The sequence below is a fragment of the Radiobacillus deserti genome, assembly GCF_007301515.1.
Taxonomy (GTDB): domain Bacteria; phylum Bacillota; class Bacilli; order Bacillales; family Amphibacillaceae; genus Radiobacillus; species Radiobacillus deserti.
On sequence record NZ_CP041666.1, the window covers coordinates 1,431,602 to 1,458,045 of the forward strand.

At 37.1% G+C, this 26,444-nt stretch carries 28 protein-coding genes and 2 pseudogenes; 19 read left to right on the forward strand and 11 right to left on the reverse strand.

From position 1 onward, the window contains the following. Entirely contained in the window at nt 1–210 is a 210-nt protein-coding gene (locus FN924_RS07565) for a DNA-dependent RNA polymerase subunit epsilon (protein WP_143893224.1), read from the reverse strand. Nucleotides 211–673: 463 nt separating this feature from the next. Here FN924_RS07565 and FN924_RS07570 point away from each other — a divergent pair, with 463 nt between their 5' ends. Then, nucleotides 674–1,444 carry a Cof-type HAD-IIB family hydrolase gene (locus FN924_RS07570; protein ID WP_228409623.1) on the forward strand — a complete coding sequence of 257 codons (771 nt, stop codon included), beginning with the start codon at nt 674–676 and terminating at the stop codon, nt 1,442–1,444. 41 nt (nt 1,445–1,485) lie between these two features. On the opposite strand, the gene def is transcribed toward FN924_RS07570, so the two are convergent. Next, the gene (gene def / locus FN924_RS07575; protein WP_143893228.1) at nt 1,486–2,049 is read right to left on the reverse strand and encodes a peptide deformylase; all 564 of its coding nucleotides are present in this window, start codon (nt 2,047–2,049) and stop codon (nt 1,486–1,488) included. A gap of 231 nt (nt 2,050–2,280) precedes the next feature. Here def and FN924_RS07580 point away from each other — a divergent pair, with 231 nt between their 5' ends. The 6 genes from FN924_RS07580 (at nt 2,281) to FN924_RS07605 (ending at nt 9,366) form a co-directional block, all read left to right on the forward strand. Continuing rightward, the gene (locus FN924_RS07580; protein WP_143893230.1) at nt 2,281–2,934 is read left to right on the forward strand and encodes a YkyA family protein; all 654 of its coding nucleotides are present in this window, start codon (nt 2,281–2,283) and stop codon (nt 2,932–2,934) included. Between the two features lie 702 nt (nt 2,935–3,636). Continuing rightward, a complete protein-coding gene (gene pdhA / locus FN924_RS07585; RefSeq protein WP_143893232.1) occupies nt 3,637–4,719 on the forward strand; it encodes a pyruvate dehydrogenase (acetyl-transferring) E1 component subunit alpha in 1,083 nt (360 codons plus the stop codon). 3 nt (nt 4,720–4,722) lie between these two features. Beyond that, complete coding sequence (locus FN924_RS07590) at nt 4,723–5,700, forward strand: alpha-ketoacid dehydrogenase subunit beta (RefSeq protein ID WP_143893234.1); 978 nt, start codon at nt 4,723–4,725, stop codon at nt 5,698–5,700. A gap of 27 nt (nt 5,701–5,727) precedes the next feature. Next, nucleotides 5,728–7,011 carry a dihydrolipoamide acetyltransferase family protein gene (locus tag FN924_RS07595; RefSeq protein WP_143893236.1) on the forward strand — a complete coding sequence of 428 codons (1,284 nt, stop codon included), beginning with the start codon at nt 5,728–5,730 and terminating at the stop codon, nt 7,009–7,011. A 4-nt stretch (nt 7,012–7,015) separates the two neighbouring features. After that, the gene (lpdA, locus tag FN924_RS07600; RefSeq protein WP_143893238.1) at nt 7,016–8,425 is read left to right on the forward strand and encodes a dihydrolipoyl dehydrogenase; all 1,410 of its coding nucleotides are present in this window, start codon (nt 7,016–7,018) and stop codon (nt 8,423–8,425) included. Between the two features lie 131 nt (nt 8,426–8,556). Beyond that, nucleotides 8,557–9,366, forward strand: a complete 810-nt coding sequence (locus tag FN924_RS07605; RefSeq protein WP_143897165.1) for a polysaccharide deacetylase family protein — start codon at nt 8,557–8,559, stop codon at nt 9,364–9,366. A 66-nt stretch (nt 9,367–9,432) separates the two neighbouring features. On the opposite strand, the gene FN924_RS07610 is transcribed toward FN924_RS07605, so the two are convergent. Beyond that, nucleotides 9,433–10,902 (reverse strand): aminotransferase class I/II-fold pyridoxal phosphate-dependent enzyme, encoded by a 1,470-nt coding sequence (locus tag FN924_RS07610; RefSeq protein WP_143897166.1) that lies wholly within the window; start codon nt 10,900–10,902, stop codon nt 9,433–9,435. Nucleotides 10,903–11,057: 155 nt separating this feature from the next. Here FN924_RS07610 and FN924_RS07615 point away from each other — a divergent pair, with 155 nt between their 5' ends. After that, entirely contained in the window at nt 11,058–11,339 is a 282-nt protein-coding gene (locus tag FN924_RS07615) for a UPF0223 family protein (protein WP_143893239.1), read from the forward strand. 33 nt (nt 11,340–11,372) lie between these two features. Here FN924_RS07615 and FN924_RS07620 read toward each other — a convergent pair whose 3' ends face one another. Beyond that, nucleotides 11,373–11,993, reverse strand: coding sequence for a YktB family protein (locus tag FN924_RS07620; RefSeq protein ID WP_143897167.1), 621 nt, complete (start codon nt 11,991–11,993; stop codon nt 11,373–11,375). A gap of 175 nt (nt 11,994–12,168) precedes the next feature. Between FN924_RS07620 and FN924_RS07625 the strand changes: the two genes are divergently transcribed. Together FN924_RS07625 and FN924_RS07630 are read left to right on the forward strand one after the other, a co-directional pair. Next, complete coding sequence (locus FN924_RS07625; RefSeq protein ID WP_143893241.1) at nt 12,169–12,369, forward strand: hypothetical protein; 201 nt, start codon at nt 12,169–12,171, stop codon at nt 12,367–12,369. A gap of 142 nt (nt 12,370–12,511) precedes the next feature. Then, on the forward strand, nt 12,512–13,312 hold the full coding sequence (locus FN924_RS07630) for an inositol monophosphatase family protein (protein ID WP_143893243.1): 801 nt from the start codon (nt 12,512–12,514) through the stop codon (nt 13,310–13,312). A 174-nt stretch (nt 13,313–13,486) separates the two neighbouring features. Here FN924_RS07630 and FN924_RS07635 read toward each other — a convergent pair. From FN924_RS07635 to FN924_RS18850, 3 genes and pseudogenes are all read right to left on the reverse strand, one after another. Further along, nucleotides 13,487–14,841 (reverse strand): annotated as a pseudogene (locus FN924_RS07635) (IS3 family transposase). Between the two features lie 143 nt (nt 14,842–14,984). Then, nucleotides 14,985–15,143 (reverse strand): annotated as a pseudogene (locus FN924_RS19855) (DUF4190 domain-containing protein); the annotation flags it as partial. Between the two features lie 495 nt (nt 15,144–15,638). After that, entirely contained in the window at nt 15,639–15,812 is a 174-nt protein-coding gene (locus FN924_RS18850; RefSeq protein WP_158633969.1) for a DUF5325 family protein, read from the reverse strand. Nucleotides 15,813–15,946: 134 nt separating this feature from the next. Between FN924_RS18850 and FN924_RS07645 the strand changes: the two genes are divergently transcribed. After that, nucleotides 15,947–16,294, forward strand: coding sequence for a YlaH-like family protein (locus tag FN924_RS07645; RefSeq protein WP_143893244.1), 348 nt, complete (start codon nt 15,947–15,949; stop codon nt 16,292–16,294). 36 nt (nt 16,295–16,330) lie between these two features. Here the strand turns inward: FN924_RS07645 and FN924_RS07650 are convergent, their stop codons facing one another. Then, a complete protein-coding gene (locus FN924_RS07650; RefSeq protein ID WP_407692010.1) occupies nt 16,331–16,540 on the reverse strand; it encodes a YlaI family protein in 210 nt (69 codons plus the stop codon). 126 nt (nt 16,541–16,666) lie between these two features. Between FN924_RS07650 and FN924_RS07655 the strand changes: the two genes are divergently transcribed. Continuing rightward, complete coding sequence (locus FN924_RS07655; protein ID WP_143893249.1) at nt 16,667–16,945, forward strand: hypothetical protein; 279 nt, start codon at nt 16,667–16,669, stop codon at nt 16,943–16,945. Here the strand turns inward: FN924_RS07655 and FN924_RS07660 are convergent. Together FN924_RS07660 and FN924_RS07665 are read right to left on the reverse strand one after the other, a co-directional pair. Further along, nucleotides 16,866–17,600 (reverse strand): YhcN/YlaJ family sporulation lipoprotein, encoded by a 735-nt coding sequence (locus FN924_RS07660; RefSeq protein WP_228409624.1) that lies wholly within the window; start codon nt 17,598–17,600, stop codon nt 16,866–16,868. The genes FN924_RS07655 and FN924_RS07660 overlap by 80 nt on opposite strands. Before the next feature lie 86 nt (nt 17,601–17,686). Next, nucleotides 17,687–18,175 carry a hypothetical protein gene (locus tag FN924_RS07665; RefSeq protein ID WP_143893251.1) on the reverse strand — a complete coding sequence of 163 codons (489 nt, stop codon included), beginning with the start codon at nt 18,173–18,175 and terminating at the stop codon, nt 17,687–17,689. 188 nt (nt 18,176–18,363) lie between these two features. On the opposite strand from FN924_RS07665, the gene FN924_RS07670 reads away from it, so the two are divergent. Beyond that, nucleotides 18,364–18,651, forward strand: a complete 288-nt coding sequence (locus FN924_RS07670; RefSeq protein ID WP_143893253.1) for an Fpa/YlaN family protein — start codon at nt 18,364–18,366, stop codon at nt 18,649–18,651. Nucleotides 18,652–18,809: 158 nt separating this feature from the next. After that, nucleotides 18,810–20,009: a putative lipid II flippase FtsW gene (gene ftsW, locus FN924_RS07675; protein WP_143893255.1), complete on the forward strand. Its 1,200-nt coding sequence runs from the start codon at nt 18,810–18,812 to the stop codon at nt 20,007–20,009. 44 nt (nt 20,010–20,053) lie between these two features. Here the strand turns inward: ftsW and FN924_RS07680 are convergent, their stop codons facing one another. Then, complete coding sequence (locus FN924_RS07680) at nt 20,054–20,980, reverse strand: COX15/CtaA family protein (protein WP_143893257.1); 927 nt, start codon at nt 20,978–20,980, stop codon at nt 20,054–20,056. Between the two features lie 491 nt (nt 20,981–21,471). Here FN924_RS07680 and cyoE point away from each other — a divergent pair, with 491 nt between their 5' ends. The 5 genes from cyoE (at nt 21,472) to ctaF (ending at nt 26,384) form a co-directional block, all read left to right on the forward strand. Then, entirely contained in the window at nt 21,472–22,407 is a 936-nt protein-coding gene (gene cyoE, locus FN924_RS07685; protein WP_143893259.1) for a heme o synthase, read from the forward strand. A gap of 84 nt (nt 22,408–22,491) precedes the next feature. Further along, nucleotides 22,492–23,547 carry a cytochrome c oxidase subunit II gene (gene coxB / locus FN924_RS07690; RefSeq protein WP_143893261.1) on the forward strand — a complete coding sequence of 352 codons (1,056 nt, stop codon included), beginning with the start codon at nt 22,492–22,494 and terminating at the stop codon, nt 23,545–23,547. A gap of 39 nt (nt 23,548–23,586) precedes the next feature. Next, a complete protein-coding gene (gene ctaD, locus FN924_RS07695; RefSeq protein WP_143893262.1) occupies nt 23,587–25,440 on the forward strand; it encodes a cytochrome c oxidase subunit I in 1,854 nt (617 codons plus the stop codon). Further along, complete coding sequence (locus FN924_RS07700) at nt 25,440–26,063, forward strand: cytochrome (ubi)quinol oxidase subunit III (RefSeq protein ID WP_143893264.1); 624 nt, start codon at nt 25,440–25,442, stop codon at nt 26,061–26,063. The genes ctaD and FN924_RS07700 overlap by 1 nt, the downstream gene beginning before the upstream one ends. Before the next feature lie 3 nt (nt 26,064–26,066). Beyond that, a complete protein-coding gene (gene ctaF / locus FN924_RS07705) occupies nt 26,067–26,384 on the forward strand; it encodes a cytochrome c oxidase subunit IVB (protein ID WP_143893266.1) in 318 nt (105 codons plus the stop codon). The last annotated feature ends 60 nt before the right edge of the window (nt 26,385–26,444 follow it).

Consider the following 26,444-nt stretch of genomic DNA (forward strand, 5'->3'; position numbering starts at 1 on the left):
TTATGCGGTCTCCACAGCAAAATCTTCAGAAGTTTTTTCATATTCTAGATGTGCATCATCTAGTTGCTGGATAAATTCAATATTTATCTTGCGATCAGCCAAAAATGTTCGTACTTTTCTTTCCGATTCAGCTTCTACGAATAAGCTTTTTGTTCGTTCCCGCACAGGAACTTCTGTTGGAACTTCCTGATACAAAACCTTGTATATCATGTAGTTTCTCTCCTTTTTCTGTTCAAAAAATTATCTATTACATAGCATATTTATTATCAGTTCTCATATCACGGCACGAATATATTAGTCATTTTCACAAGTACTAGGCACACGTTTTTGTCCTAATAAGTCTTTCCAGCGTTTTCTAAGCTTTTCTTTTAATCGTTTTAACATTATTTCTTACAGCTCCTTTCCTTATACACGAAGAAAAGCAACAAAAAACGACTCACCGATCCAATCCCTCTTAACTACAGTATAGTATGGTTTGGTAAATTTTGAAATAGATTAGCTCCTAAGAATTTTATTTTTTCCATTATTACGCAAAAGAATAGAACCAGAATTTCGCTATAAGTTCGCTTTTCTTCCATCCTTGTAGCTTGTTTTTTTCGTGATTTCGTGTGATGATATTTTTTACGAAATAACATCTTTCTATTCGATGCATCCAAGAAAAGGAGGAAAGAAATTGAAAAATAAAATTGTTTTTCTAGATATAGATGGAACAATCGTTAATCATGATAAAGAAATCCCAGCTAGTACAATCGAAGCGGTTAGAAAGTTGAAAGAAAATGGCGTGTATGTAGCAATTGCTACAGGTAGGGCGCCGTTTATGTATGAAGACATACGTAAAAAGCTTGGCATTGATTCCTATGTTAGCTTTAATGGTCAGTATGTTGTCTTAAATGGAGAAGTGGTGTATAAAAATCCGCTTCCTTTAAACAGGATGGAAGAGCTTTTTGCTACGGTAAAAGAACAAGGCCACTCCATTGCCTTTATGAATCATTTGGAAATGAGAGCTTCTAGACCAGATGATAAGCTGGCTGAAGAAGCTATACATAGCTTGAAATTTGAATATCCGAACGTAGACCCTGAATTTTATAAGAAAACAGAGATTTACCAATCGTTACTTTTCTGTCAGGAAGAAGCAAATTATAAACAGAAGTATGCGGATCTTCGATTTATTCGATGGCATGATAATTCATGTGACGTGCTACCTGACGGTGGTTCAAAAGCGGTCGGTGTTGAAAAACTCATCGAAGCTAGTGGACTTCAAATAGAAGATAGCTTTGCTTTTGGGGATGGATTAAATGATTTGGAAATGATCCAGCTTGTTGGAACAGGAGTAGCTATGGGGAACGCTATTCCGGAATTGAAAAAAGTTGCAGATTATGTGACGGATGATGTGGATAAAGATGGATTATATAAGGGACTCGTTCATTTAGGACTTATAAACTAAAAAAGAGCGGACAATCTTGGGATTGTTCGCTCTTTTGTCCATTATTCTTCATCTTGACCAATAGGATGAGAATTTTCAGGAATAGCAAATGGATCTTGTTTGTTAATATGGTCAAAGAACATAACTCCATTTAAATGATCAATTTCATGTTGAAAAACAATTGCTGCATAATCTTTTAAACGCAACTTCAATTCATTTCCTTCTATATCGGTGGCCTTTACTGTAATTTTTGAGTAGCGTGGTACATACCCAGGAATGTCGCGATCGACAGATAAGCATCCTTCTCCAGTAGTTAAAAATGCTTTCTCTACAGAATGGCTTACGATTTTTGGATTAATTAAACCGTACGAGTATTGTCGTCCGTCCAAATCCTGAAAATGGACAGCTATCATACGTTTCGATAATCCTATTTGTGGTGCAGCTAGTCCAACTCCTGGTCTTAAACCATATTTTGAAGCAATGGCGTCGTCTTGACTGTTTTTTAAATACGTCAACATTTCTTTTAACGTTTCTTTTTCTTTCTTTGATGCCGGTAAGTCCACTTCTTTCGCGACCTTATATAAAATCGGATTATCTTCACGGACGATATCCTTCATCGTAATCATAAATCTTCACTCCTAAATCGCATCGTTTAATGGCATTTAGTTTATCAATATTATATAGATATTAAGATACAAAAACATAGAATGACATGAATAATACTTCTATAACATATATATTACTCAAGAAAACGGTAGCTGCAAATTCATAGTTATTATATGTTATAATATTGAAATATTGTGGCAGACAAGCATCTTATTTGAATATTCAGCAGGTGTTAGGAGGAACGGGACGATATGAAATATGGAAAAGGGATAGCATTGTTTCTGCTACTATTAGTTCTAGTAGCATGTAACGGAGAATCTACAACCGAAAAAATGTTCACCCATTTGGAAGAAGCAGTAAAACTAGAAGAAGACTTTGTGAAACAGCAAGACCCCTTAGTGGAGCTAGAGGAAAAAGAAAGTGAGCTGTATAATAAGATCATCGATTTAAGCATGGATGAGTTTGAACAAATGAAAGAATTATCTAATCAAGCATTGGATATGATTGATAAAAGAGAAGAAATTATAAGAAAAGAAAAAGAAAGTATCGAAGCTTCCAAAGAAGAATTTGACAAAATAAAGCCACTTATCGATAAGTTAGATGATGAAGAACTAAAAAAAACAGCTAATGAATTATATAAAACGATGGAGGATCGTTACAAAGCTTACCTAACATTAAACAGTGCGTATCAGGAAGCACTAGACAAAGACCGTACATTGTATTCAATGTTCCAGAAGGAAGAATTGAAAGAAGATGAGCTGCGAAAACAAGTGGAGTCAGTTAATGAAAGCTATGACAAAATTTTAGAAGCCAATGATTCCTTTAACCAATTTACAGATGAATACAATACTTTAAAAGAGGAATTCTACAAACAAGCTGGTTTTGAGGTAGAAATGAGTAACTAACTAATGAAACATCCCCGAATGTAATCAGGGATGTTTTTTTCTTTTTTAAACTTTTTAAAGATTAACTTATAATACGTTTCTTTATGTAGAATGGTTCGGTTCCCTATAAAAAAGGGTATACTTGTCAAGGATACTAAATAAGGGCTACAAAGAAAGACCTAGAAAGTACAGGAATTTTTTACGACAGAATAACGCTTCGTTCCCCATACTTTTCATTTAAATTGGAAGTGAAATGATTTTTTGTACTAGTACAGGGTTAAGATATTTTTGAAACAGATTGTAAAAAGTAGACAGTTATCGGAAGGTTAATTCCATAGAAATTATCAACCTTTCAGTTAAAGTGTTTGACCTTTTCTATTCCTTTGAGCTAAACTAATAACGTAGTGAAAATTGTACCAGTGCTTTATACTTAATTTAATGTAACAGTTTTATTTTTTCTCTTTATATGTGTTTTGATGTCGAATAAGCATTACAGTTGTAAGTAGTACTCGGTACAGATTTTTTCATTTATTTTGGGAAAGATAGAAACGAAAAGCACTTCCACAGAATCGTCCATCCCAAAAGTGGAAGTTCGACCTGTGTATGGATGATTTTATGTCAAGAACAGGTTTTTTGGGTGGAGATTGGTTCTCTGTTTCTGAATCATCCAGAACCCGCAATTATGGGATAAATTTTTCAAATAGAAAGGAAGAGGTGAGTGATTTGAAACGCACAATAGAAAACATCGAAAATCAATTCGAAACGTTTCAAATTCTGAATGAGAATGGAGAAATCGTAAACCAAGATGCTATGCCAGATCTATCAGATGAAGAATTAAAAGAACTTATGTTCAGAATGGTTTATACACGTATTCTGGATCAACGTTCCATCGCTTTAAACCGACAAGGGAGATTAGGTTTCTATGCACCTACTGCCGGTCAAGAAGCATCACAATTAGGAACACATTACGCACTTGAAAAAGAAGATTTTGTCGTTCCTGCATATCGTGATGTACCACAATTAATTTGGCATGGTTTACCGTTGTATCAAGCATTCTTGTTCTCTCGTGGACATTTTCATGGAAACCAATTCCCTGAAGGTGTAAATGCACTTAGTCCACAAATTATTATCGGTGCTCAATATACACAGGCTGCTGGTATTGCACTTGGCATGAAAAAACGAGGTAAGAAAAATGTTGCCATTACCTACACAGGTGATGGTGGTACTTCTCAAGGTGACTTCTATGAAGGAATGAACTTTGCAGGTGCATATGGTGCGCCAGCAATTTTCGTTGTTCAAAACAACCGCTTTGCAATTTCTGTTCCAGTTGAAAAACAGACGGCAGCTAAAACATTAGCTCAAAAAGCTGTTGCAGCTGGTATCGACGGAATTCAAGTAGATGGAATGGACGTTCTAGCTGTATACGCTGCTACGAAGCAAGCACGTGAACGTGCTGTAAATGGTGAAGGGCCAACATTGATTGAAACGTTGACTTACCGTTACGGTCCACACACGATGGCTGGGGATGACCCAACTCGTTACCGTTCAGAAGACCTAGACAACGAGTGGGAAAAGAAAGATCCACTTGTTCGTTTCCGTAAGTTCTTAGAAGGCAAAGGACTATGGTCTGAAGAAGAAGAAAACAAAGTAATCGAACAAGCGAAGGAAGAAATTAAAGAAGCTATTAAAAAAGCAGATGAGCAACCAAAACAAAAAGTAACAGACTTAATGGAAAACATGTATGAGACACTTCCTGCTCATTTACAAGAACAATATGATGAATATAAAGCAAAGGAGTCGAAGTAAACCATGGCACAAATGACGATGATTCAAGCTATTACTGATGCGTTACGTACGGAGCTTAAAAATGATGAGAATGTGCTAGTCTTCGGCGAAGATGTTGGTCAAAACGGTGGGGTGTTCCGTGCGACGGAAGGCCTTCAACAAGAATTTGGTGAAGATCGTGTGTTTGATACACCACTTGCTGAATCCGGTATCGCTGGTATTTCTCTTGGTCTAGCTCTTCAAGGCTACCGTCCGGTTCCAGAAATTCAATTTTTTGGCTTCGTTTATGAAGCGATGGATGCAATCAATGGTCAAATCGCGCGTATCCGTTATCGTTCCGGTGGAACAGAGAGCGCTCCAATAACAATCCGTTCCCCTTTTGGTGGTGGGGTACACACTCCAGAATTACACGCGGATTCCTTAGAAGGATTAGTTGCACAACAACCTGGTTTAAAGGTTGTTATTCCATCTACTCCGTATGATGCGAAAGGGTTACTTATCTCTTCCATCCGTGATAACGATCCAGTAGTTTTCCTTGAGCACATGAAATTGTACCGCTCTTTCCGTGACGAGGTACCTGAGGAAGAGTACACCATTGAATTAGGAAAAGCAGATGTAAAAAGAGAAGGTAGCGATGTAACAATTGTTGCTTATGGCGCAATGGTTCACTCTGCATTAAAAGCAGCAGAAGAACTTGAAAAAGATGGCGTTCAAGCAGAAGTGATTGACCTTCGTACTGTAATGCCAATTGATTTAGATACTATTTTAGAGTCTGTTAAAAAGACAAACCGTGTCGTTGTAGTTCAAGAAGCACAACGTCAAGCAGGAATGGCTTCCCATATCGTGGCAGAAATTCAAGAGCGCGCTATTCTTCACCTAGAAGCACCAGTACTTCGTGTAGCTGCTCCTGATACGGTATACGCATTTACTCAAGCAGAAGAAGTTTGGTTACCAAACTACAATGACATCATCGAACGAGTTAACCAAGTTATTAACTTTTAATGAAAACTGAGACGGGAGGTAATACAAATGGCTTTTGAATTCAAATTGCCAGATATTGGTGAAGGAATTCACGAAGGGGAAATCGTCAAATGGTTTGTAAAGGTCGGCGAAGAAATCAAAGAAGACGACGTACTTTGTGAAGTCCAAAATGATAAAGCAGTAGTAGAGATTCCTTCTCCAGTTGAAGGAACTGTAAAAGAAATTCACTTTGAAGAAGGTAGCGTAGCAACCGTTGGGGAAACAATTATTTCCATCGATGCAGAGGGCTACGAAAATGCTGGTGGAAATGATGAATCACCAAGTGAAACGAAAGAAGAAACAAAAGCTCCGGCTGAAGAGCCTAAGAAGGAAGAGACTGTTCTAAACGAAACTGAAGCTGCAGAAGATGACGGTGAAATCGTTATTGCAATGCCATCTGTCCGTAAATATGCTCGTGAAAAAGACGTAAATATTAAGCGAGTTCAAGGTTCAGGTAAAAATGGTCGTATTCTAAAAGAAGATATCGATGCGTTCTTAAATGGTGATGCTCCGGCTCCAACAGCTGCTAAAGATGAAGCAGGTCAAGCTACTGAAGCACCAGCTGCAGCAGCTACAGTGCCAGCAGGTCAATATCCTGAAACTCGTGAGAAAATGAGTGGTATTAGAAAAGCGATTGCGAAAGCAATGGTTAATTCTAAATCAAAAGCTCCTCACGTTACGTTACACGATGAAATTGATGTAACAGAGTTGGTTGCGCACCGTAAGAAATTCAAAGAAGTGGCTGCTCAGAAGGAAATCAAGCTGACTTACTTACCTTACGTAGTAAAAGCACTTGTTTCTGCTTTAAGAGAGTATCCAATCTTAAATGCATCTATCGATGATGATACAGATGAAATTGTTTATAAACACTACTTCAACATTGGTATCGCAGCAGACACTGATAAAGGACTACTAGTTCCAGTTGTGAAGAATGCAGATTCAAAATCCATCTTCTCTATCTCTCAAGAAATTAATGAATTGGCAGTTAAGGCAAGAGATGGTAAACTAAGTCCTGATGAAATGAAAGGTGCTTCAAGTACAATTTCAAATATAGGATCTGCAGGTGGACAATGGTTTACTCCAGTGATCAACTACCCAGAAGCTTGTATTCTCGGTATTGGACGAATTGCTGAAAAACCTGTCGTTCGCGATGGTGAAATTGTCGTAGCTCCTGTATTGGCGTTGTCTTTAAGCTTTGACCACCGTATCGTTGATGGTGCAACAGCTCAAATGGCAATGAACCAAATCAAACGTTTATTAAACGATCCACAACTTATTATGATGGAGGCGTAAAACAATGGTAGTAGGAGATTTTCCGATCGAACTAGACACTCTTGTGGTTGGTGCAGGGCCAGGGGGATATGTTGCTGCAATACGTGCTGCGCAAACTGGTCAAAAAGTAACAATCGTAGATAAAGGTGCATTGGGTGGAGTATGTTTAAACGTTGGTTGTATTCCATCTAAAGCGCTAATCCAAGCTGGTCACAGATATGAGCATGCACAAGGTGCAGAAGAATTAGGTATTACATCTGAAAAAGTAAGTGTAGACTTTGCAAAAGTCCAAGAATGGAAGGGCAGCGTTGTAAACAAGCTTACTTCTGGTGTTGAAGGTCTATTAAAAGGAAACAAAGTAGATATCGTAAAAGGTGAAGTGTACTTTGTAGACAAAAACACAGTACGTGTAATGGATGAGAAAAATTCTCAAACATACACTTTTAAGAATGTTATTCTTGCAACAGGATCTCGCCCAATCGAACTACCAACTTTCAAATTTTCTGATCGTGTTCTAGATTCAACGGGTGCACTAAATCTAAAAGAAATTCCGGAAAGAATGGTTGTTATCGGTGGAGGGTATGTTGGTACAGAATTAGGTACTGCATACGCGAACTTCGGTACAAAAGTTACCATCCTTGAAGGAACGAAAGATATTTTAGGTGGCTTCGAAAAACAAATGACTTCTATTGTTAAGAAGCGCTTAAAGAAAAAAGGAGTAGAAATCGTTACAGAAGCGATGGCTCAAGGTGTCGAAGAAACAAAAGACGGCGTAAAAGTTTCTTATGAAGTAAAAGGTAAAACGGAAACCATTGATGCAGATTACGTTTTAGTAACAGTAGGTCGTCGTCCAAACACGAACGATATTGGCTTAGAACAAGCTGGGGTTGAACTAGACGAGCGAGGCTTAGTCAAAATTGATAAGCAATGTCGTACCAACATTGACAACATCTACGCAATTGGTGACATCGTTGTTGGGCCACCACTAGCTCATAAAGCTTCTTATGAAGGTAAAATTGCAGCAGAAGCTATTGCTGGAGAAAAATCAGAAATTGATTACAATGGTATTCCTGCTGTTGTATTCTCTGATCCAGAACTTGCATCTGTTGGATACACAGAGCAGGAAGCAAAAGATGCAGGAATTGATATTAAAGCATCAAAATTCCCATTCGCGGCAAACGGTCGTGCACTATCTCTAAATGATAGTGATGGGTTTGTTAAGCTTATCACTCGTAAAGAGGACGGTCTTGTAATTGGTGCGCAAATTGCCGGACCAAATGCAAGTGACATGGTTGCGGAGCTAGGATTGGCTATTGAGGCAGGAATGACAGCTGAAGATTTAGCACTTACTATCCACGCACACCCAACTTTAGGAGAAATCACTATGGAAGCTGCAGAAGTTGCTATGGGATCTCCAATTCATATTGTAAAATAATCACAGAAAACTCTCTTCGTTGCTCTCGAAGGGAGTTTTTTTGTTTTCCAAATTATTTCATCCGTCTTATGGTAGTATTTTATATATAATAGATAGTAGGACAAAGCTATACATCAGGGGGAATGACAGAGATGAGACCTTTTATATTGGGATGTTGTTTGCTGTTTTTATTAACTGCCTGTCAAGATACAGGTAAGGAAGAAGCTACTAAGAAAACCGTTAAAGAAGATGCTCCAATGAATGAAATAGTGGTAGAGAAAAAGGAAGCACCTAAAGAAGCAGCGTTTGTTACGCAATCTGAACCAAAATATTCGGTAACAGAGGATTGGAGTATTCGACCATTAGATGAGGCCACTAATGAAAAGGTCGTACTACTCACCATTGATGATGCGCCGGATAAATACGCGGTTGATATGGCAAACACTTTGAAAAAACTAGATGCACCAGCTATTTTTTTCGTAAACGGACATTTTCTGGACACCAATGAACAAAAACAGAAGTTAAAAGAAATTTATGATATGGGATTTGAGATTGGAAATCATACGTATAGTCATACAGCGTTAGACGAACTATCGGAACAAAAACAAAAAGAAGAGATTACTTCGGTAAGTCAAATGGTTGAAGAAATTACAGGAGAAAAACCAAAATTTTTTAGAGCACCATTTGGGATTAATACAGACTTCTCGGAACAAGTTGCGAAAGAGCAAGGTATGATTTTAATGAATTGGACGTACGGTTATGATTGGGACCAAAATTATATGACTGAGGAATCCATTGCTGACATTATGATAAACACAGAGCTTCTAAGAAGTGGATCTAATTTACTTATGCATGACCGAGAATGGACAGCAGCAGCGTTAGACGAGATTGTAAAAGGGCTACGAGGAAAAGGCTACGAATTAGTAGACCCTGAGCTGATTCAAACTCTTCCTGTGCAATAATGAAAAGCCACCACGATTATATGTACCTTTTGTAAAGGACATTTTAATATGTGGTGGCTGTTTTTCTTATCGGAACGCGCGATGCTCTTTAATTACTTGTATGTTTTGTAATGTCTCATCCTCAAGCCCTTGAACAGGTAATCCTGCTTCAAGGTTTTTTTGAACGTACGTAATGTTTTCCTTTGTGATAATTTCACCGGGAATAAAGATTGGAATACCAGGTGGATACACCATAATGGATTCTGCACTGATTCTGCCGTCTGCTTCTACGAGGGGGATGGATTCTGTTTCTGCGTAAAATGCATCACGAGGTGAAAGAGCTAATACAGGTATATTTGGAACTTGTACATTTACTTCGCTCTGTCTAGCCTCCGTTTCATATTCCTTCGATAATTGCGTTAAAGCTTGGACAAGTATTTCTGTATCTCGTTTAGTATCTCCTGGTGTGATAATACATAAAATATTGTACAAGTCCGATAGTTCTACTTCGATATTGTATTGGGCTCTAAGCCACTTTTCTACATCATAGCCCGTGATTCCTAAGTCTTTTACAGAAATTATCATCTTGGTAGGATCATAGCCATATGTAGCGTCACTTCCTATTATCTCTTTCCCAACACAGTAAAGATGTGGAATTTCATTAATCGACTTTCGGGTTGATTCGGCAAGCCGTAGTGTATTCTCTATCAAATCCTTCCCTTCTGTAACTAGGTGTTTTCTAGCCATATCGAGTGAGGCTAGCAATATATAAGAGGTGGAAGTAGTCGTTAGCATGGAAAGGACAGATTGTACTCTTTCATGAGAAACTAGCCCTTCTCTTAAGTTTAACACCGAGCTCTGAGTAAGAGATCCACCTAGTTTATGAACACTTGTGGATGCAATATCGGCTCCTGCAGCCATTGCGGACATTGGAAGCTCGTCATGAAAGTGAATATGGACTCCATGCGCTTCGTCAACCAATACAGGCACTTCATGATTGTGTGCAATATCCACAATATGTTTTAAATCTGCAGCAACCCCAAAATAAGTAGGATTAATAACTAACACCGCTTTTGCATCAGGATGCGCTTTTAAGGCATTCTCAACTGCATCTGGTGTAATACCATGCGAAATGCCTAAATCTCTATCTATTTCTGGATGGACAAAAATAGGGGTTGCACCAGAGAAAATAAGCGCAGTTGTAACAGACTTATGAATGTTTCGTGGGACAATTATTTTGTCCCCAGGACCACATACACTTAAAACCATGGTCATAATAGCTCCGCTAGTTCCTTGTACAGAAAAAAACGTGTAATCAGCTCCGAATGCCTTCGCGGCTAATTCCTGAGCTTGTTTAATCATTCCAGTTGGATGATGCAAATCATCCAATGGCTCTATATTAATTAAATCGATAGATAATGCATTCTCACCTATAAATTCACGAAAATCTGGATTCATTCCAACTCCTCGTTTATGACCAGGAATATGGAATTGTACTGGATTTTTGGCCACGTGCTTCAGTAGTCCTGTGAACAATGGTGTGTCATTTTGTGAAATCATAGCTTGTACACCTCTTAATAAAGTCTAAAACAAAAGAATTATAGCAAAAACTTGGATGAATGGCTAGTTTTAGGTAAACTAGACATCGGTTACTACTACTAAAATAACCGAATTGATAAAAGATATGAATCTAGACGAAAGGAGAGATAGTGGTGAACTACAGTTATCCAATTGACGAGACATGGAATAAACAAGAAATTATTGATGTTGTGAATTTTTTTTCTTTAATAGAAAAAGCATATGAGCAATCAGTAAAAAGAGATGATCTTATGCTCGCCTACACTCGATTTAAGCAAATTGTACCTTCCAAAAGCGAGGAAAAACAGCTGTGTGGCAAGTTCGAGAAAGATTCGGGCTATTCTTGTTATCGAACGGTTCAATATGCAAAGGATTTAGAGTCAGGAGAAACCGTACAAATGAAAAAGAACAGATAATGGAGACATACATCCATTATCTGTTCTTTTATTTTAATCATGCATGGAAAGCTTGTACAACGGAGAAAGAGTAGAAAAGATCTGTTGAACTTCTTTTATAAATTCCTCTCCATTTTTTATGATGTCACTATTTCTATCAAAATGCTTTCCTACAAGGAACTCCGCTTTTTTAACCTTTTGGAATCGTTCAAGTGCAGCTTTTAGATCCAAATCTTTAACGGCTGTGGACTCCTTTTTCATATGGTCTAAAGAAACGACATAATCCGTTGGTATCGTAGTGGATATGTCCTCAAAATGATGAAGGAACTGAGTTGCAATTTCTTGCTTATTGGGCAGCTCGTAAATATAGGCTAACCAAACAAATACGTGGTCATCAAATAATCCGATTTGAAAGTGAGGGTGTTTTTTGTACCCTCGTTTATTATGGCAATAAGCAGACCATGTATCTTTTGGTGGATTAACGGTTCTTCTCGCATGTTGTGCAATGTGAAGGTGCATGTCGCGCCCCACAAGTTGTGTGAGATTATCGGTGATGTCTTCACTTATTGCTTGAAATTTAGGTTGGATTCTAGAACGAATCGCTTCCATTCGTTCTTCTAATCCTTCAATGGAAAATGTATCAAAGTCTCTTGCTTCAAACCCTGAAAATATCATCAAATCATCCTTTTTCTTTCCCGTGATAGTTCTAGCCAAATTCTAACATAGTCTAGATGTCAATAGGAAATAAGTTGCCTTATGTTTAAACAGAAAATTTTCAGGGTATTATGTTTCTAACTGAACCAGATGTGGATGCTGGCAAGAACTTTCGCCAAAGGTGGGATAAGTTGTCATGAAATATGTCATGGAAGCCTTAAGAAAAAGGGAAGCAGAACAAAAACTCCCAGGCATTAAATTAGATATTGATTATCAACTGGTTACATTACACGATGCAATGATAGAAAATAATGAACAGGAAAAACAGAAGGCAATCCAAAACTTAAAGGAGCTGCGAAAACAGCTCATCGAATTATCAACTCCACTCGAGCTCTAGGGCTCGATTTTTTTGCGTCTTCATCACATAGTTCACTGGTTATCTCGCATACTATTCATGGTTCAATCGCTAGGAGATGCAACTGAAATTGTAGTTTGATAATATGAATAATATGGACATGAATAATATGGAGGCTATGCGTATGGATGCTGATTTAAAACAGGATATATATAATCAAGCAATCGAGTGGATTCGTGAGGCTGGCGATCGAATTAGAGAATCAATCGGAGAACCATTAACGATTGACACGAAATCGAACCCAAATGATTTAGTAACACAGATGGACAAGAATACAGAGAAATTTTTTGTGGAAAAGATTAAAGGGAAGTATGCTCATCATCATTTAATAAGTGAAGAGGGATTTGGAGATAAGCTGAATACTATGGACGGTGTTGTTTGGATTATTGATCCAATAGATGGAACGATGAATTTCGTCCATCAGAAACGTAATTTCGCGATTTCAATCGGTATTTATGTGGATGGAATAGGCGAGATAGGGCTTATTTATGATGTAATGGACGATATTCTATATTCTGCTAAAAGAGGAGAAGGAGCGTACAAGAATGGAGTAAAGCTCCCAGCATTAGAAAATAAACGCCTTGAAGAATCGATTCTCGCTTTGAATAGTTTTTGGACGTGTGAGAATCGAGCGGTGAATGAGAAAAAGATGCAAGAGCTTGTGAAAAAAGTAAGGGGCACCCGCTCCTATGGATCTGCAGCATTAGAATTTGCATATTTAGCGGAAGGTATTCTAGATGGATATGTAACCATGAAGCTAGCTCCGTGGGACATTGCGGCTGGGGTTATCCTTGTTCAGGAGGTTGGAGGCACAACTACTAAAGCGGATGGCCAACCTTTAGATTTACTAAAAGATAATACAATTTTGTCTGCTAATCAGACGATTCATGAAGAAATTTATTCTTCGTACATAGAATTAAAATAAAAAAAAGAAAAGCTACTAGTGTAACGGGTTCAGTTTTGGGAGAGAAAATAGCAAATAGCAATAGAAATAACATGATAATTAGCATACATTCCGAACTGTAATTAACAGTAAAAACAGCAAGTAAAAACGCTCAGAAAAATGAAGTGACCCCAAAAAGTTAGACAGATAATTTTATTAAGCAGCTTGTTGGGCAAGAGTTCGGAATTGTACTGGACTCTTGCCTTTTAATTTTGTCTTAATACGTTTGTTGTTATAGTAATTCATGTATTCTTCAAGTTCTTGTTTAAAATGATCAATGCTATCAAATTCATTGAGGTATAGAAATTCAGATTTCATAATTCCAAAGAAATTCTCTATCACTGCGTTGTCATAACAGTTTCCCTTACGTGACATACTTTGTGTTATCCCTTGCTCCTTTAAGGCGTGGCGATACTGCCTCATTTGGTAATGCCATCCTTGATCTGAGTGAAGAATTAACTTATCTTTATCTGTTAATCGTTCAAAAGACTTCTCTAACATGAAACAAGTGAGTATGTAGGTCTTGAACCAATCGTGTAAGTAATAATTTCACCATTAAATAAATCAAGAATAGGAGATAGGTAGAGTTTCTCCCCAAATAATTTAAACTCAGTAATATCTGTTACCCATTTTTTTTGGCTTTTCTGCCTTGAAGTTACGGTCCAATATGTTTGGTGCTGTCTTACCTACTTTCCCTTTATAAGAACGATATTTCTTCATACGAACCATACTTTTCAAACCTAATCCCTTCATGATTCGTTGAACTTTTTTATGATTAACTTTGTACCCACGGTTCACAAGCTCATCTCGAATACGACGATAACCATATCGTCCTTTGTGTTCATAATAAATTTCTTTTATAAGTATTTTTAGTTCTGCATCTTTATCTGGACGATCTAATTGTTTAACGAAGTAGTAGTACGTACTACGTGGTACATCTGCCAACGTTATAAGTGCTTTCACCGAGAAGTCATTCCTTAGTTCATAGACTATTTTCGCTTTGTCTTGTTTGGTGATTTTTCCTTGTTTTGAACTAAGGTGTTCAACTTTTTTAGATCTCATTCTCCATTCGAAGCTGTTTTACTTCAGCTTTGAGAGCTTCAATAGAATTATCAGTTGGTACTTGTTTTTGTGTATCTCTTATTTTCTTTTTTCATGAGTGTACGCCCCTTTTTCTTCGGTTTAAGGGCGTCTACTCCTCCTTTTTCATAAAGGATCCTCCATTTTCTAATCATACCTGGAGAGGAGATTTTAAAAATCGCGGCTGTTTCATTAGGTGACGTCCCATGCTCAATCATATAGTTAAGCACTTTTAGTTTAAACTGTTCTGAATAACTTGCATAGGATTTCTTTAATAATCCCTCTAAACCATGAAGATTATATTGTGCCACCCAGTTCATTATCACACTTGAAGACGTCCCCAGTGATTCTCCAATAGAATGATAACTCTCATTACCTTCTAAATATCTTTGAACTGCATTTAATTTATTTTCTTGAGTAAATTTAGCCATAAAAAACTGCACCTCCAATTGTTGAGTGTCTAACAATTGGGGTGCAGTTCAAAAATTTTCTGAGCGTTTTTTATCATATTATTTCCTTTCTTCTTCAACTAAAGCTCACCGTTAGTTCAATTTTTCAACTATAAGAAATGATATTAAGACCATACGATAAAGATAGCGAAACCTATGAGACCTATCAAACTAAAAACTATGCCAACTAACGCTAATTTACTTCCTTTTTGTTCGTACTGTTTAATTTCTTTCAAGCCTATTACACCAAGTAATAAACCAACTATGCTAAGAATCGTTCCTTCCTTGAAAAAAAAACAACCCTAAAATTGCAATAATCCCCATAAGCAAAGAACCTAACGCTTTACCATTAGTGCCTTTTTCTAAACTTTTGCTATGCAAAATCATCACCCTTTCTTATAAATTTAATTTTTTTATTTTTATGATGTATCACTAAACTGCTTCGTTAGTTGAACGAGCCTATCCTGTTCCTTTATCTATATTTTAACATATAATCCCAGAAAACCTTTCTTAAAGATGGCAATAGTCATAACTAACATCGCAAATAGCAACGAAAATAACATAGCTTTTAACACGCTATTTAGCACCTTAATTGTCAGCGGTACATAAATCTATGTACGGTTGTTAAAAAGGTTGTTATTTGTAATGTGAATTCTGGTGTTAAAAGTTAATGAATGTTGTTATATCAATAAAAATAGGAGTACAAAACGTTGTGCGATTTGTACTCCTATTTGATGTGTTATTTATTGTTTTCTCTCCTAGAACTGAACCCGTTACTACTAGTGGGTAGCTTTTCTTTTTTTTTGAAGTCCGAGTCCCATTATAACAAAACCCAAAATAAAACAAGCTCCTGCGAGCCAATAATTTCGATACCCGATTGCAACTCCAACAAGGCTAAAAGAGATAATAACAAGAATTGCAATAATCAGCATAGGATATTGAATGTTTTTCATCATTTCACCTCATTCTCTATTTAACAGTATAAATCATTACGAGCTATTATAAAATACTCTTGGAATAGTAGCATGGTCGTATATTATTTAGTATGATAGGGAGGACAGATTCGGTAGAGGGGAATGCAAAAGGAATGAACGAACAATCAGTTATGGATGTAGGTAATAATTTACCGATAGTGGATTTCTTATTTAATGTGTTAGCAAATGGAGAAGATGGACCTAATTTGACGCTAGGCTTTTTTTATTTGTACTTAACAATAACGATTTTAGCTATTATTACGTATAAGCTAGGATTTGCTAGAAAATTGCCGTTGTTAAAGTCTATTGTTGTTTATATTTTCTTACTTATTGGAGCAATTGTTATTACGATTCTTGGGTTAAAATTACCGATGGCGGAAAGCTTATTTATCATTGCGATTGTTTTAGCTATTTATCGTTATCGATTGCATCGTACTAGACAGGCAAGAGCAAGTGAATAAACAAAAAAAAGCGACTAAGGTCGCTTTTTTTATTTTCTAAATAAGAGAGTCTTCTTCTTTTCTCTCTTTAAATAATTTAAAATTTCCAGTCGCGTGTCTTTTTTTGGTATTTTCTCCAACACGATCATAACATGGTTCGCATATATACATATGAATTCGGCGGTTTCTTAGTCGTTTTGCTTGTAAAGAATTGCTATCGATCTTTTCAATCGAATCACATAGTACACATTTCACACGCATTTCCATCACCTCTATATCCTTATGTGTCTCATTCTAACACAAATCTCTCTCTTTGGAGAACCGCTGGAAAGAGTTTTAATTCCGAATAAAGAGGGAATGGACGAATAAGAACGAAAGAAAGGGTGTTGAAAAATGAAAAAAAGATGGGTAGTATCAACTGCAGCTAGTGCGATTAGTTTAGGAGCTAGTTACTTTCTTCGTAAAAAAGAAAATCGCTCGATGCTGATGGACAAGCTTAAACAAGCTAAACAAACGATAATGAATGAAAACTCCAACAATCGATCCTCTATAGAAAAGGCAGGAATGCCAGAACTCGGTCAGCCGGAAAATGCTAAAATGGTATCAGAAGGTTCTCAATTTGGTGTTCAATATTATAATGAAATGAAAGAAAACAAAAAAATACGACAATAATGTTAAATGGCATCAGAACAAAAACCAAGGTTTCTAAACGGAAACCTTGGTTTTTCGTTAATCCATGTGATTGTTTGATTGTTCTCTCTTCCACGTTGTCTAACTTTTTCTGTTCGTCCTTCGGAATTACTTCTTTATTTTCATTAGGTTCACTTGGTTGGTCTTCATTAATTGGAAATTCCGGCATGTATCTTCCAACAACGGCAGAAAGTTCATCTACAATTCCTTGAAAAGGGTGACCTTCTTGTACCTTTCTTGCTAAATCTTTCAGTCTTTCTGTGCCGTCCGCATCTGCAATAACGACCGCGTTTTTCCCATAAGGGTCATGTTGAAGGGCTTCTGTTACAGAGTATTTAATCGTACCGACTCGAGAACGATCGAGGTCTTTATCAACATCGATTCCAACTACTGCGTAAGGACCAGCCACCACTGCTGTTGCATGGTAAACATTTGGAACTTCACTTGCAACATTTGCCAAGTGGTTGGCCACTTCACTATTGGTAAGGTCTTCTCTTTGTTGAGGGTCTGAATCTTTTACTTGAATGGTTGGGTTTTTATTTTCTTCTTGAGGTAAGCTTTCCTCATTTTGTTGTTGGCACCCAACTAATGACATTGAAACTAAGCACCCCACAATTGCAAGGTATGTTTTCATCATGTAGTTTCCTCCTAGCCTTTTACACATAGTCTCTGTATGACTAGTTTTTGATGAAACCATTTATTTATGCATGTGGTTCACTAGGATTACGTAAGGATGATTCGAGTAATCCCTTTGATTGGATATTTCTGATTAGAACCATCTTTAAAATATAGATGTATGGGACCGTCTTCTGTTAAAGGTTTCCCTTCATTAGAGAAAAGAAGGAAGCTGTTTTTCAACTGGTCGATACTTATGGATTCCTTTCCATTTTTTGTAACCAATTCAACACGAGTTGCGTCGGATTCAATCTCTGCTGTGTTTAAAAAGTCCAGAATTGGCATAACGTAAGATTTCTTAAGTAAATCCTTTCGGTTATGTTTTGCAACAGTCCGATGAACAGGTGGTTTTACCTTTTCTTGATAAACCTCTCGGTCAAAGCGAGTAGATGCTATTTCAAGTTCATCTGCTGTATTTTCTTGGGATAAATCTGGTTTAAACGCTTGTTCTAACTCAATTTTTCTGTCATCAAATATCCAAACAGTAGGGTCTAATGTAATGGGATATTTTACTTTTCCTTCAATCTCTACTATCATACGGGAACAACCTTTCTTCATTAAGTAATCTCTATAAAGAATAACAAATATGAAGTACAATTTCATTCGTTAATGCTTTAGAGAGAATATAGAGTAGAATAATTTGGAACTTTTCATTACATTCTTGCATTTTTTTGTTACTACAGCTAATATAAATAGAAGAAAGTCTTATATTAGGAGGGGATTTTGTGATTCCAGAGGTGGCTATTAGTGATCGTGAAAAAGCCTACGCCCTTCTAGAGGCCGATGCTGATAAAATTTTACAACTTATTAAAGTACAAATGGACAATCTTACGATGCCGCAGTGCCCTTTATATGAAGAGGTTTTAGATACACAAATGTTTGGTCTTTCTAGAGAGATTGATTTTGCAGTTCGATTAAATTTAGTTTCAGAGCAGGACGGAAAATCTCTATTAGAGAATCTAGAAAGGGAACTAAACGTTTTACATGAAGCTGCCCAAGCGGCTCAAAAATGATAATGCTCTAATGGATAAACCTTGGCGGACAAACGGCAAGGTTTTTTTATGTCTTTTTTTAAGGAAAAGTACCTTATGATTTCTGTTAAGAATCTTACTAGAGTATGATATATTAGATATATTATAGTATTGATCATAACTAAAGGAGTACGCATGGCATGAAACATAGATGGAAAGATTTTGATTTTACCCTTATCATTACTCCTTTGATTCTAACAGCATTTGGAGTTGTTATGATATATAGCGCTAGTATGGTAGTTGCAGTCATCAAATATGATGTTCCTAGCAACCACTTTATGCTTAAGCAACTTCAATGGTTTTTAATAGGCTTAATTCCTTTCACAATTATGTCTTTTTTTAATTATAAACATCTTCAAAAACTTATGAAGAGTATGGTTTTAGGAATTATTCTATTACTAGTTGCCGTTTTGGTCTTCGGGGAAGACGTCAATAATTCACAGTCTTGGTTAAGTATCGGACCTTTCCAATTTCAGCCTTCTGAATTTGCGAAATTAGGAATCATATTATACTTAGCATCTGTTTATTCGAAAAAACAAGACTATATTTCAGACTTTAGTAAAGGAGTTTTACCACCGCTTATCATGACGGGGATTATTCTTGGGTTGATTCTTTTACAACCAGATATCGGTACTGCCTCGATTGTGTTTTTGATTGCTTGCTCGGTCATATTTAGTTCAGGTATTCGATTTAAGCATCTTTCAATTCTGATTGCCACAGGAGTAGGTTTTTTAGCGTTGGCAGCTACCCAAATGGTTACCAAAGAAAGAATTGCAAGGTTTACAGGTGCTTATCTTCCTTTTGAGACTCCGAAAACAGACGGATATCATCTCATTCAATCTTACGTGGCTATTGGTACTGGTGGGATTACAGGGGAAGGATTAGGACAAGGGGTTCAAAAGCTAGGCTACCTACAGGAACCACATACCGACTTTATTATGGCAGTCATTGCTGAAGAATTGGGATTTATAGGTGTGATAATTGTCATTGGTTTATTAGCCACCATCGTCTTACGTGGCATTTATATTGCCCGATTATGCGATGATAGCTTTGGCTCTCTTGTTGCGATTGGAATTTCTTCTTGGATAGGTATTCAAACCTTTATTAATTTAGGCGCAATTAGTGGAATTCTTCCGATAACAGGGGTACCTTTACCGTTTATTAGTTCTGGAGGTTCTTCATTACTTACTTTGATGATAGCTATGGGAATATTAAATAATATTGCAAAGAAAGTTCGTGCAAAAGAAATACTAGTTTCAAAAGATGTCGAAAAACCTTTTGATGATCCGAGAGTGTTTAATAAAGAAGCTGCAAGACAAAGAAGAAGTCTTCACCATTAAAAAACAAGAAGAGCTCTTTACCAAACGGTAGGGAGCTCTTCTTGTTATTTAATATGAAGTTGTTGATTGGATTGTACTTTTTCAGAGGCGGCACTCCTAGAAGCCAATAATAAGAAGTAGCTTAGTAAACCACAGAAAATCGAAATAACTAAGGCATGGGTTAGGGCAATTCCTAAATTCACGAAAGTTAAAATAACAAATGCACCCAAGGTGACTTGGACTATCATTAGTGTTAACCCTATGGTCCAACCCCAGTACATTACTTTACTATGTCGATAATGCTTGCGTACTTGGAAATAAAGGATGATGGTCCAAATAAATGCAATTCCCGCAGTTAATCGATGCCCCATTTGGATCCATTGTCCGAAATGGAAATTTAATACAAATGGTTTACTGTTAACACAAAATGGCCAGCTCGTACAGGCTAAACTAGAATCTGCATGTCGGACTAGTGCTCCTGTGTAAACAACAAATAGAATATACACCGTAAACCAATACAAATGCTTTCGGAAACGTTTCTCAATAAATAAGGACTTAGTATCAAACTTATGATCAATTTCAAATATTAACAGTGTTAATAATAGAACGGCTGCAAAAGATATTAAGGATATGCCAAAATGGGTTGCCATTACAAAGTCTGATTGAGGCCACAATACTGCCGCAGCTCCGATCAAAGCTTGAATGATTAAAAAGAAGGAAGAAGTGAACGCTAGAAATTTAACTTCTCTGATAGCTCCGTAATATTTCCATGATAGAACAGATAGTAAAAGGACGACGACGCCAGCCAAACCTGATACAAGTCGATGGCTTAATTCAATAATGAGCTGTGGAGAAAATGCACCTTCACAGTTAGGCCAGTTGGCACCACATCCCATACCCGAATCTGTCTTTGTGACAAGTGAGCCGCCAACTAATACTAGAATCATGATGATGGTGGCCACTATCGATAGTTTTCTCAAAAATTTTATCATATGTTCACCCTGCTTTAATGTGACAAATTATTTATTCATCTTTGTATCTTGTACTTCAAACATACATGAGCAATAGTACCATGTTTACCCTATTTTTTCACTAATAAAATTGTTCAAAAACACTTGCATTGTCGAAGTTTGTTTGCTAGAAATAAATAAGGGAAATAGAAGAAGCCTATTATTTACCTTTTTTAAACTTCAATCAAATAGAGAAACAACTGTTTAGAAAGGCTTTTATAGCCTTTTCTTTTACTTTTATTGTTCAAACAGCTTAGGAGAAAAAAGCATAAAGTCAATCTATTTTTTTGAGCGTCGGTCACAATATTGTCAAATTTGTGAAGATGAGTAAGTCAAATAGAATCCAAAAGGAATACGTGGTACAATGAGCTTGTATGTGCCTAAGCTTTCATTTACTAAAAGAAACTGAAGAAAGAAAACGTTTTTCTTTTTTTGGAAGTAATGGTTGTGCAACTCGGAAGGAGGGTTGTAAAATGGATAAGGTGGAAGTTTCTTCTACTCAAGTAATCAGTCAATCAGATAATCAAAAGGAATCTACCTTATGGTCAGATTTTATGGCTCTCATAAAAGTAGGAATTATTAATTCTAATCTCATGACAGCCTTTGCAGGATTTTGGGTAGCTCTCTTCTACAATAATGCTTCTTTTGCCGATCACTGGGTAACTTTATTATTAACGATGGTTGGTACAGGGTTTGTTATTGCAGGAGGCTGTGTGATTAATAATTATTACGATCGAGATATCGACCATATTATGAAAAGAACCAAATCAAGACCAACGGTTACAGGCACGATTCCCCTTAAAGTAATATTGAGTGTAGGAATTGGTTTTTCCGTTTTAGGGGTTCTTCTTCTCAGCTTTACAACTGTACAAGCGGCATTATTTGGTGCATTTGGTTGGTTCGCTTACGTTGTCTTATATACCATGTGGTCTAAGCGAAAATATACCATTAATACCGCTATTGGGAGTTTGTCTGGTGCAGTTCCTCCACTAATTGGGTGGGCCGCTGTGGATCCTAATCTCCATGTTGCAGCAATTATTATTTTTGTTATTATGTTTATTTGGCAGACCCCACATTTTCTTGCACTTGCAATGAAAAAATGCAAAGAATACAAGGCTGCAGGAGTTCCGATGCTACCAGTAGTACATGGCTTTGCGATTACCAAAAGACAAATATTAGTTTACGTAGCATGTCTATTGCCGCTACCGTATTTGTTATTTTCGCTAGGAACGGTATTCCTTGTCATAGCCACTGTATTAAATGTAGGATGGCTAGCCTTAGGTATAAGTGGGTTTAAGACAGGAAATGATTTAAAATGGGCAAATCGAATGTTTGTGTACTCTCTAAGTTACCTAACTATATTCTTTTTAACCATGATTATTGTAACTGTACCTAGTACACTTTTTTAGTTTAGAAATTAGAGTACTTATTTCGATATTCTAATTTATAATAAAATTGAAGCATGAAGAGAAAGAAAGAGAGGTATCATTTTCATGAAAGGTTGGATGGGAAAGTTCCGAGCTCTGTTTTTATTTAGCTCACTTTTACTTGTACTTTCAGGATGTGGAAAAGAAAATCTTACCGCATTTGTTCCTGAAGGGTATGGAGCAGAAGTATCTTTAAATCTGATTATCATTTCATTAGCTGTCATGATATTCGTGATTTTGGTGGTTATGATTGTTTACACCATGGTACTTGTGAAATTTAGAAAGAAAAAGGGTCAGGAAGATTTTATTCCGAAGCAAACAGAGGGGAATAAAGCACTTGAAGTCATTTGGACTGTTATTCCTATTATCTTATTGATAATTATTGCAGTTCCAACTGTTACAGCTACTTTTGATCTAGCCGATGATTCAAAAGCGAAGGATTCTATCAATATCAATGTAACTGGTAACCAGTACTGGTGGCACTTCAGTTACAATAAAGAGGAAATCCAAACTAGTCAGGACTTATATATTCCGACAGATACTAGAGTGTATTTAAATCTTAAGTCTAGTGACGTTATTCACTCTTTCTGGGTTCCTTCTATTTCAGGTAAGATGGATGCAAATCCAGAGAATGAAAATACGATGTACATTGAAGCATATGAAGAGGGCGTTTACTGGGGTAAATGTGCTGAGCTTTGTGGACCTTCACACTCTTTAATGGATTTCAAAGTAATAGCTGTCAGTCCAGAAGAGTATGAGCAATGGGTTCAAGACATGAAGAATGTTGATCCAGAAGCACAACCAGAAACAGCGAGTGCACAGGAAGGTCAGAAGCTCTTCCAAGAAAATAGCTGTATAGGTTGTCACGCTATTGGTTCTTCTCCTGCAGCGGTTGGTCCAAATTTAACGAACTTCGGGGATAGAACTAGAGTTGCTGGTGTGTTAGATCATGATAAAGAAACTATTGTGAATTGGTTGTTAAACCCGGATGAATTAAAACCAGGAAATAAAATGGCTGGAAACTATCCGAAGTTATCAGAAGAGGAAGCAAGTAAGATTGCGGACTACTTATTACAATTACAACCTTCAGAAATAACACCAGAAAGTGCTGGCAATGAATAAAAATAACGGGATGGATCAGGTTAAGGGAGGTTTATAAGCGTGAGTACAGCAGTTACGCACAAGAAAGGCTTTGGCGCTTTTTTGTGGGATTACATAACCACAGTCGATCATAAGAAAATTGCACACTTGTATTTAATCGCTGGAGGTTTGTTTTTCCTAATTGGCGGACTTGAAGCTATGTTAATACGTATTCAGCTAATAAAACCAGCAAATGATTTTGTTAGCGCAGGTTTTTATAATGAAATTTTGACTATGCATGGAACGACAATGATCTTCCTTGCAGCAATGCCTATTATATTCGGACTGATGAACGCGGTTGTTCCTTTACAAATTGGGGCACGTGACGTTGCCTTTCCGTTTTTGAACTCTTTAGGTTTTTGGCTATTTTTATTTGGTGGATTATTATTAAATGCAAGCTGGTTCCTTGGTGGAGCTCCAGATGCTGGTTGGACAGCGTATGCACCACTTTCAACCACCTCACCAGGCCACGGTGTAGATTTCTACATACTCGGTCTACAAATTTCTGGTGCGGGTACATTAATGGGGGGGATTAACTTCCTAGTAACCATCATTAATATGCGTGCACCCGGAATGACATACATGCGCATGCCATTGTTTACTTGGACTATTTTCGTAACAAGTGTTTTAATCTTGTTCGCGTTCCCTGCTTTAACAGTAGGACTTTTCTTACTTATGTTTGACCGTATGTTTGGTTCTGGGTTCTTTGATCCAACAATGGGTGGAAACTCTGTTATTTGGGAGCACCTGTTCTGGATTTTCGGTCACCCAGAAGTGTACATTTTAATACTTCCAGTCTTCGGGGTATTTAGTGAAGTCATGTCTACCTTTGCTAAAAAACGTTTATTCGGTTATACAGCAATGGTATTCGCGACAGTTCTAATTGGGTTTTTAGGTTTCATGGTATGGGCTCACCACATGTTTACAGTGGGTCTTGGACCAGCAGCAAACTCTATTTTTGCTGTAGCAACAATGGCCATTGCTGTACCAACTGGTATTAAAATCTTTAACTGGCTCTTAACATTATGGGGTGGAAATATTACAGTGAATTCTGCCATGTTATGGTCATTAGGATTTTTACCTACGTTTACGATTGGTGGTACGACTGGGGTCATGTTAGCTGCTGCTGCGGCCGATTATCAATACCATGATTCTTACTTTGTTGTTGCTCACTTCCACTACGTAATCGTAGGTGGAGTCGTGTTTGGTATCTTTGCGGCCCTTCACTATTGGTGGCCAAAAATGTTTGGTAAAATATTAAATGAAAAGCTTGGTAAATTAACGTTCTGGTTATTCTTTATAGGCTTCCATTTAACATTCTTTATCCAACATTTCCTTGGACTAATGGGTATGCCACGTCGTTACTGGGTTTTCTTACCTGACCAAGGGTTAGATACTGGTAACTTAATTAGTACAATTGGTGCTTTCTTTATGGCAGCAGGAACGATTGTGTTCTTAATTAACGTCATTTCAACTTCTGTGAAGAAACAAGAAGTAGCAGGAGACCCTTGGGATGGTCGTACATTAGAATGGTCCATTCCATCTCCACCAGAGCACTATAACTTTAAACAACTTCCACTTGTACGAGGATTAGATCCTTTATGGGTAGAAAAAACAGAAGGCCGTAAAGAGATGACGCCAGCAGAACCACTTGGCGACATTCATATGCCGAACAATTCCATTTTGCCTTTCGTTATGTCTTTAGGCTTCTTTATTGCAGGATTTGGCTTTATCTATCAAGTGGATGACTTAAGCTGGTTAACTGCAGTATTTGTAGGTATGGGTATTGCGCTAGGAGCAATGTTTGTTCGTTCTGTAAAAGATGATTTAGGTTACCATATTCATAAAGAAGATCTTGAAAAGGGGGCTAAATAATGAGTCACGATCACTCTTTAAATCCAGAAGTGATGCCAGAGAATCCAGAAAAAGCCACCCTTGAAGGAAAAAACAAGTTTTTAGGATTTTGGTTCTTCCTTGGCGGAGAGACTGTATTATTCGCAAGTCTTTTCGGAACTTACCTGGCATTAAAAGGTTCAAATGGAAGTGGCCCAACAGCTGAGGAACTATTCGGTTTAGAATTAGTTTTCATTATGACAATGCTGCTTTTAACAAGCTCGCTTACTAGTGTGTACGCCATGTACCACATGAAAAATAATGATTTTGGAAAAATGCAGCTATGGTTAGGAATTACCGTTCTATTAGGACTAGGATTCTTAGGCTGTGAGCTTTATGAGTTTTATCACTATATTCACGGGGAAGACTTCACTTTCCGTTCTTCTGCGTTTGGATCAGCTTTCTATACATTAGTTGGATTCCACGGTGGACACGTTGCTTTCGGTTTACTATGGATTACAACCTTAATGGTACGAAATGCAAAACGCGGATTAAATCTTTACAATGCTCCTAAGTTTTATATTGCTAGCCTTTACTGGCACTTTATAGACGTGGTCTGGGTATTCATCTTTACAGTTGTTTACCTAATAGGAAAGGTGGGTTAATCAATGTCTGAAAACACCAATTCTACTGCTCTAAACTATCGCAAGAAACAGCGAAAAGAAGAGATGAAGCAACAATTAATCACGTTTGCACTAATGATTGCCTTCACAATCGTAGCATTTGGGATGGTAATGGCTGACTTAAGTAAGTTATTTATTATTCCAATATTGCTCGTATTAGCAATTGTTCAAGTTGGGTTTCAACTTTATTACTTTATGCACATGAGCCACAAGGGTCACGAAATGCCAGCATTAATGATTTATGGTGGAATGTCTGTTGCTTTCTTAACAGTCCTAACGTTGACCGTTCTTGTTTGGTGGTAAAATTGGAAAAGGCCGGGTTGTCCCGGCCTTTTTTCCCGTATATGAAGAAAAAATAATCTG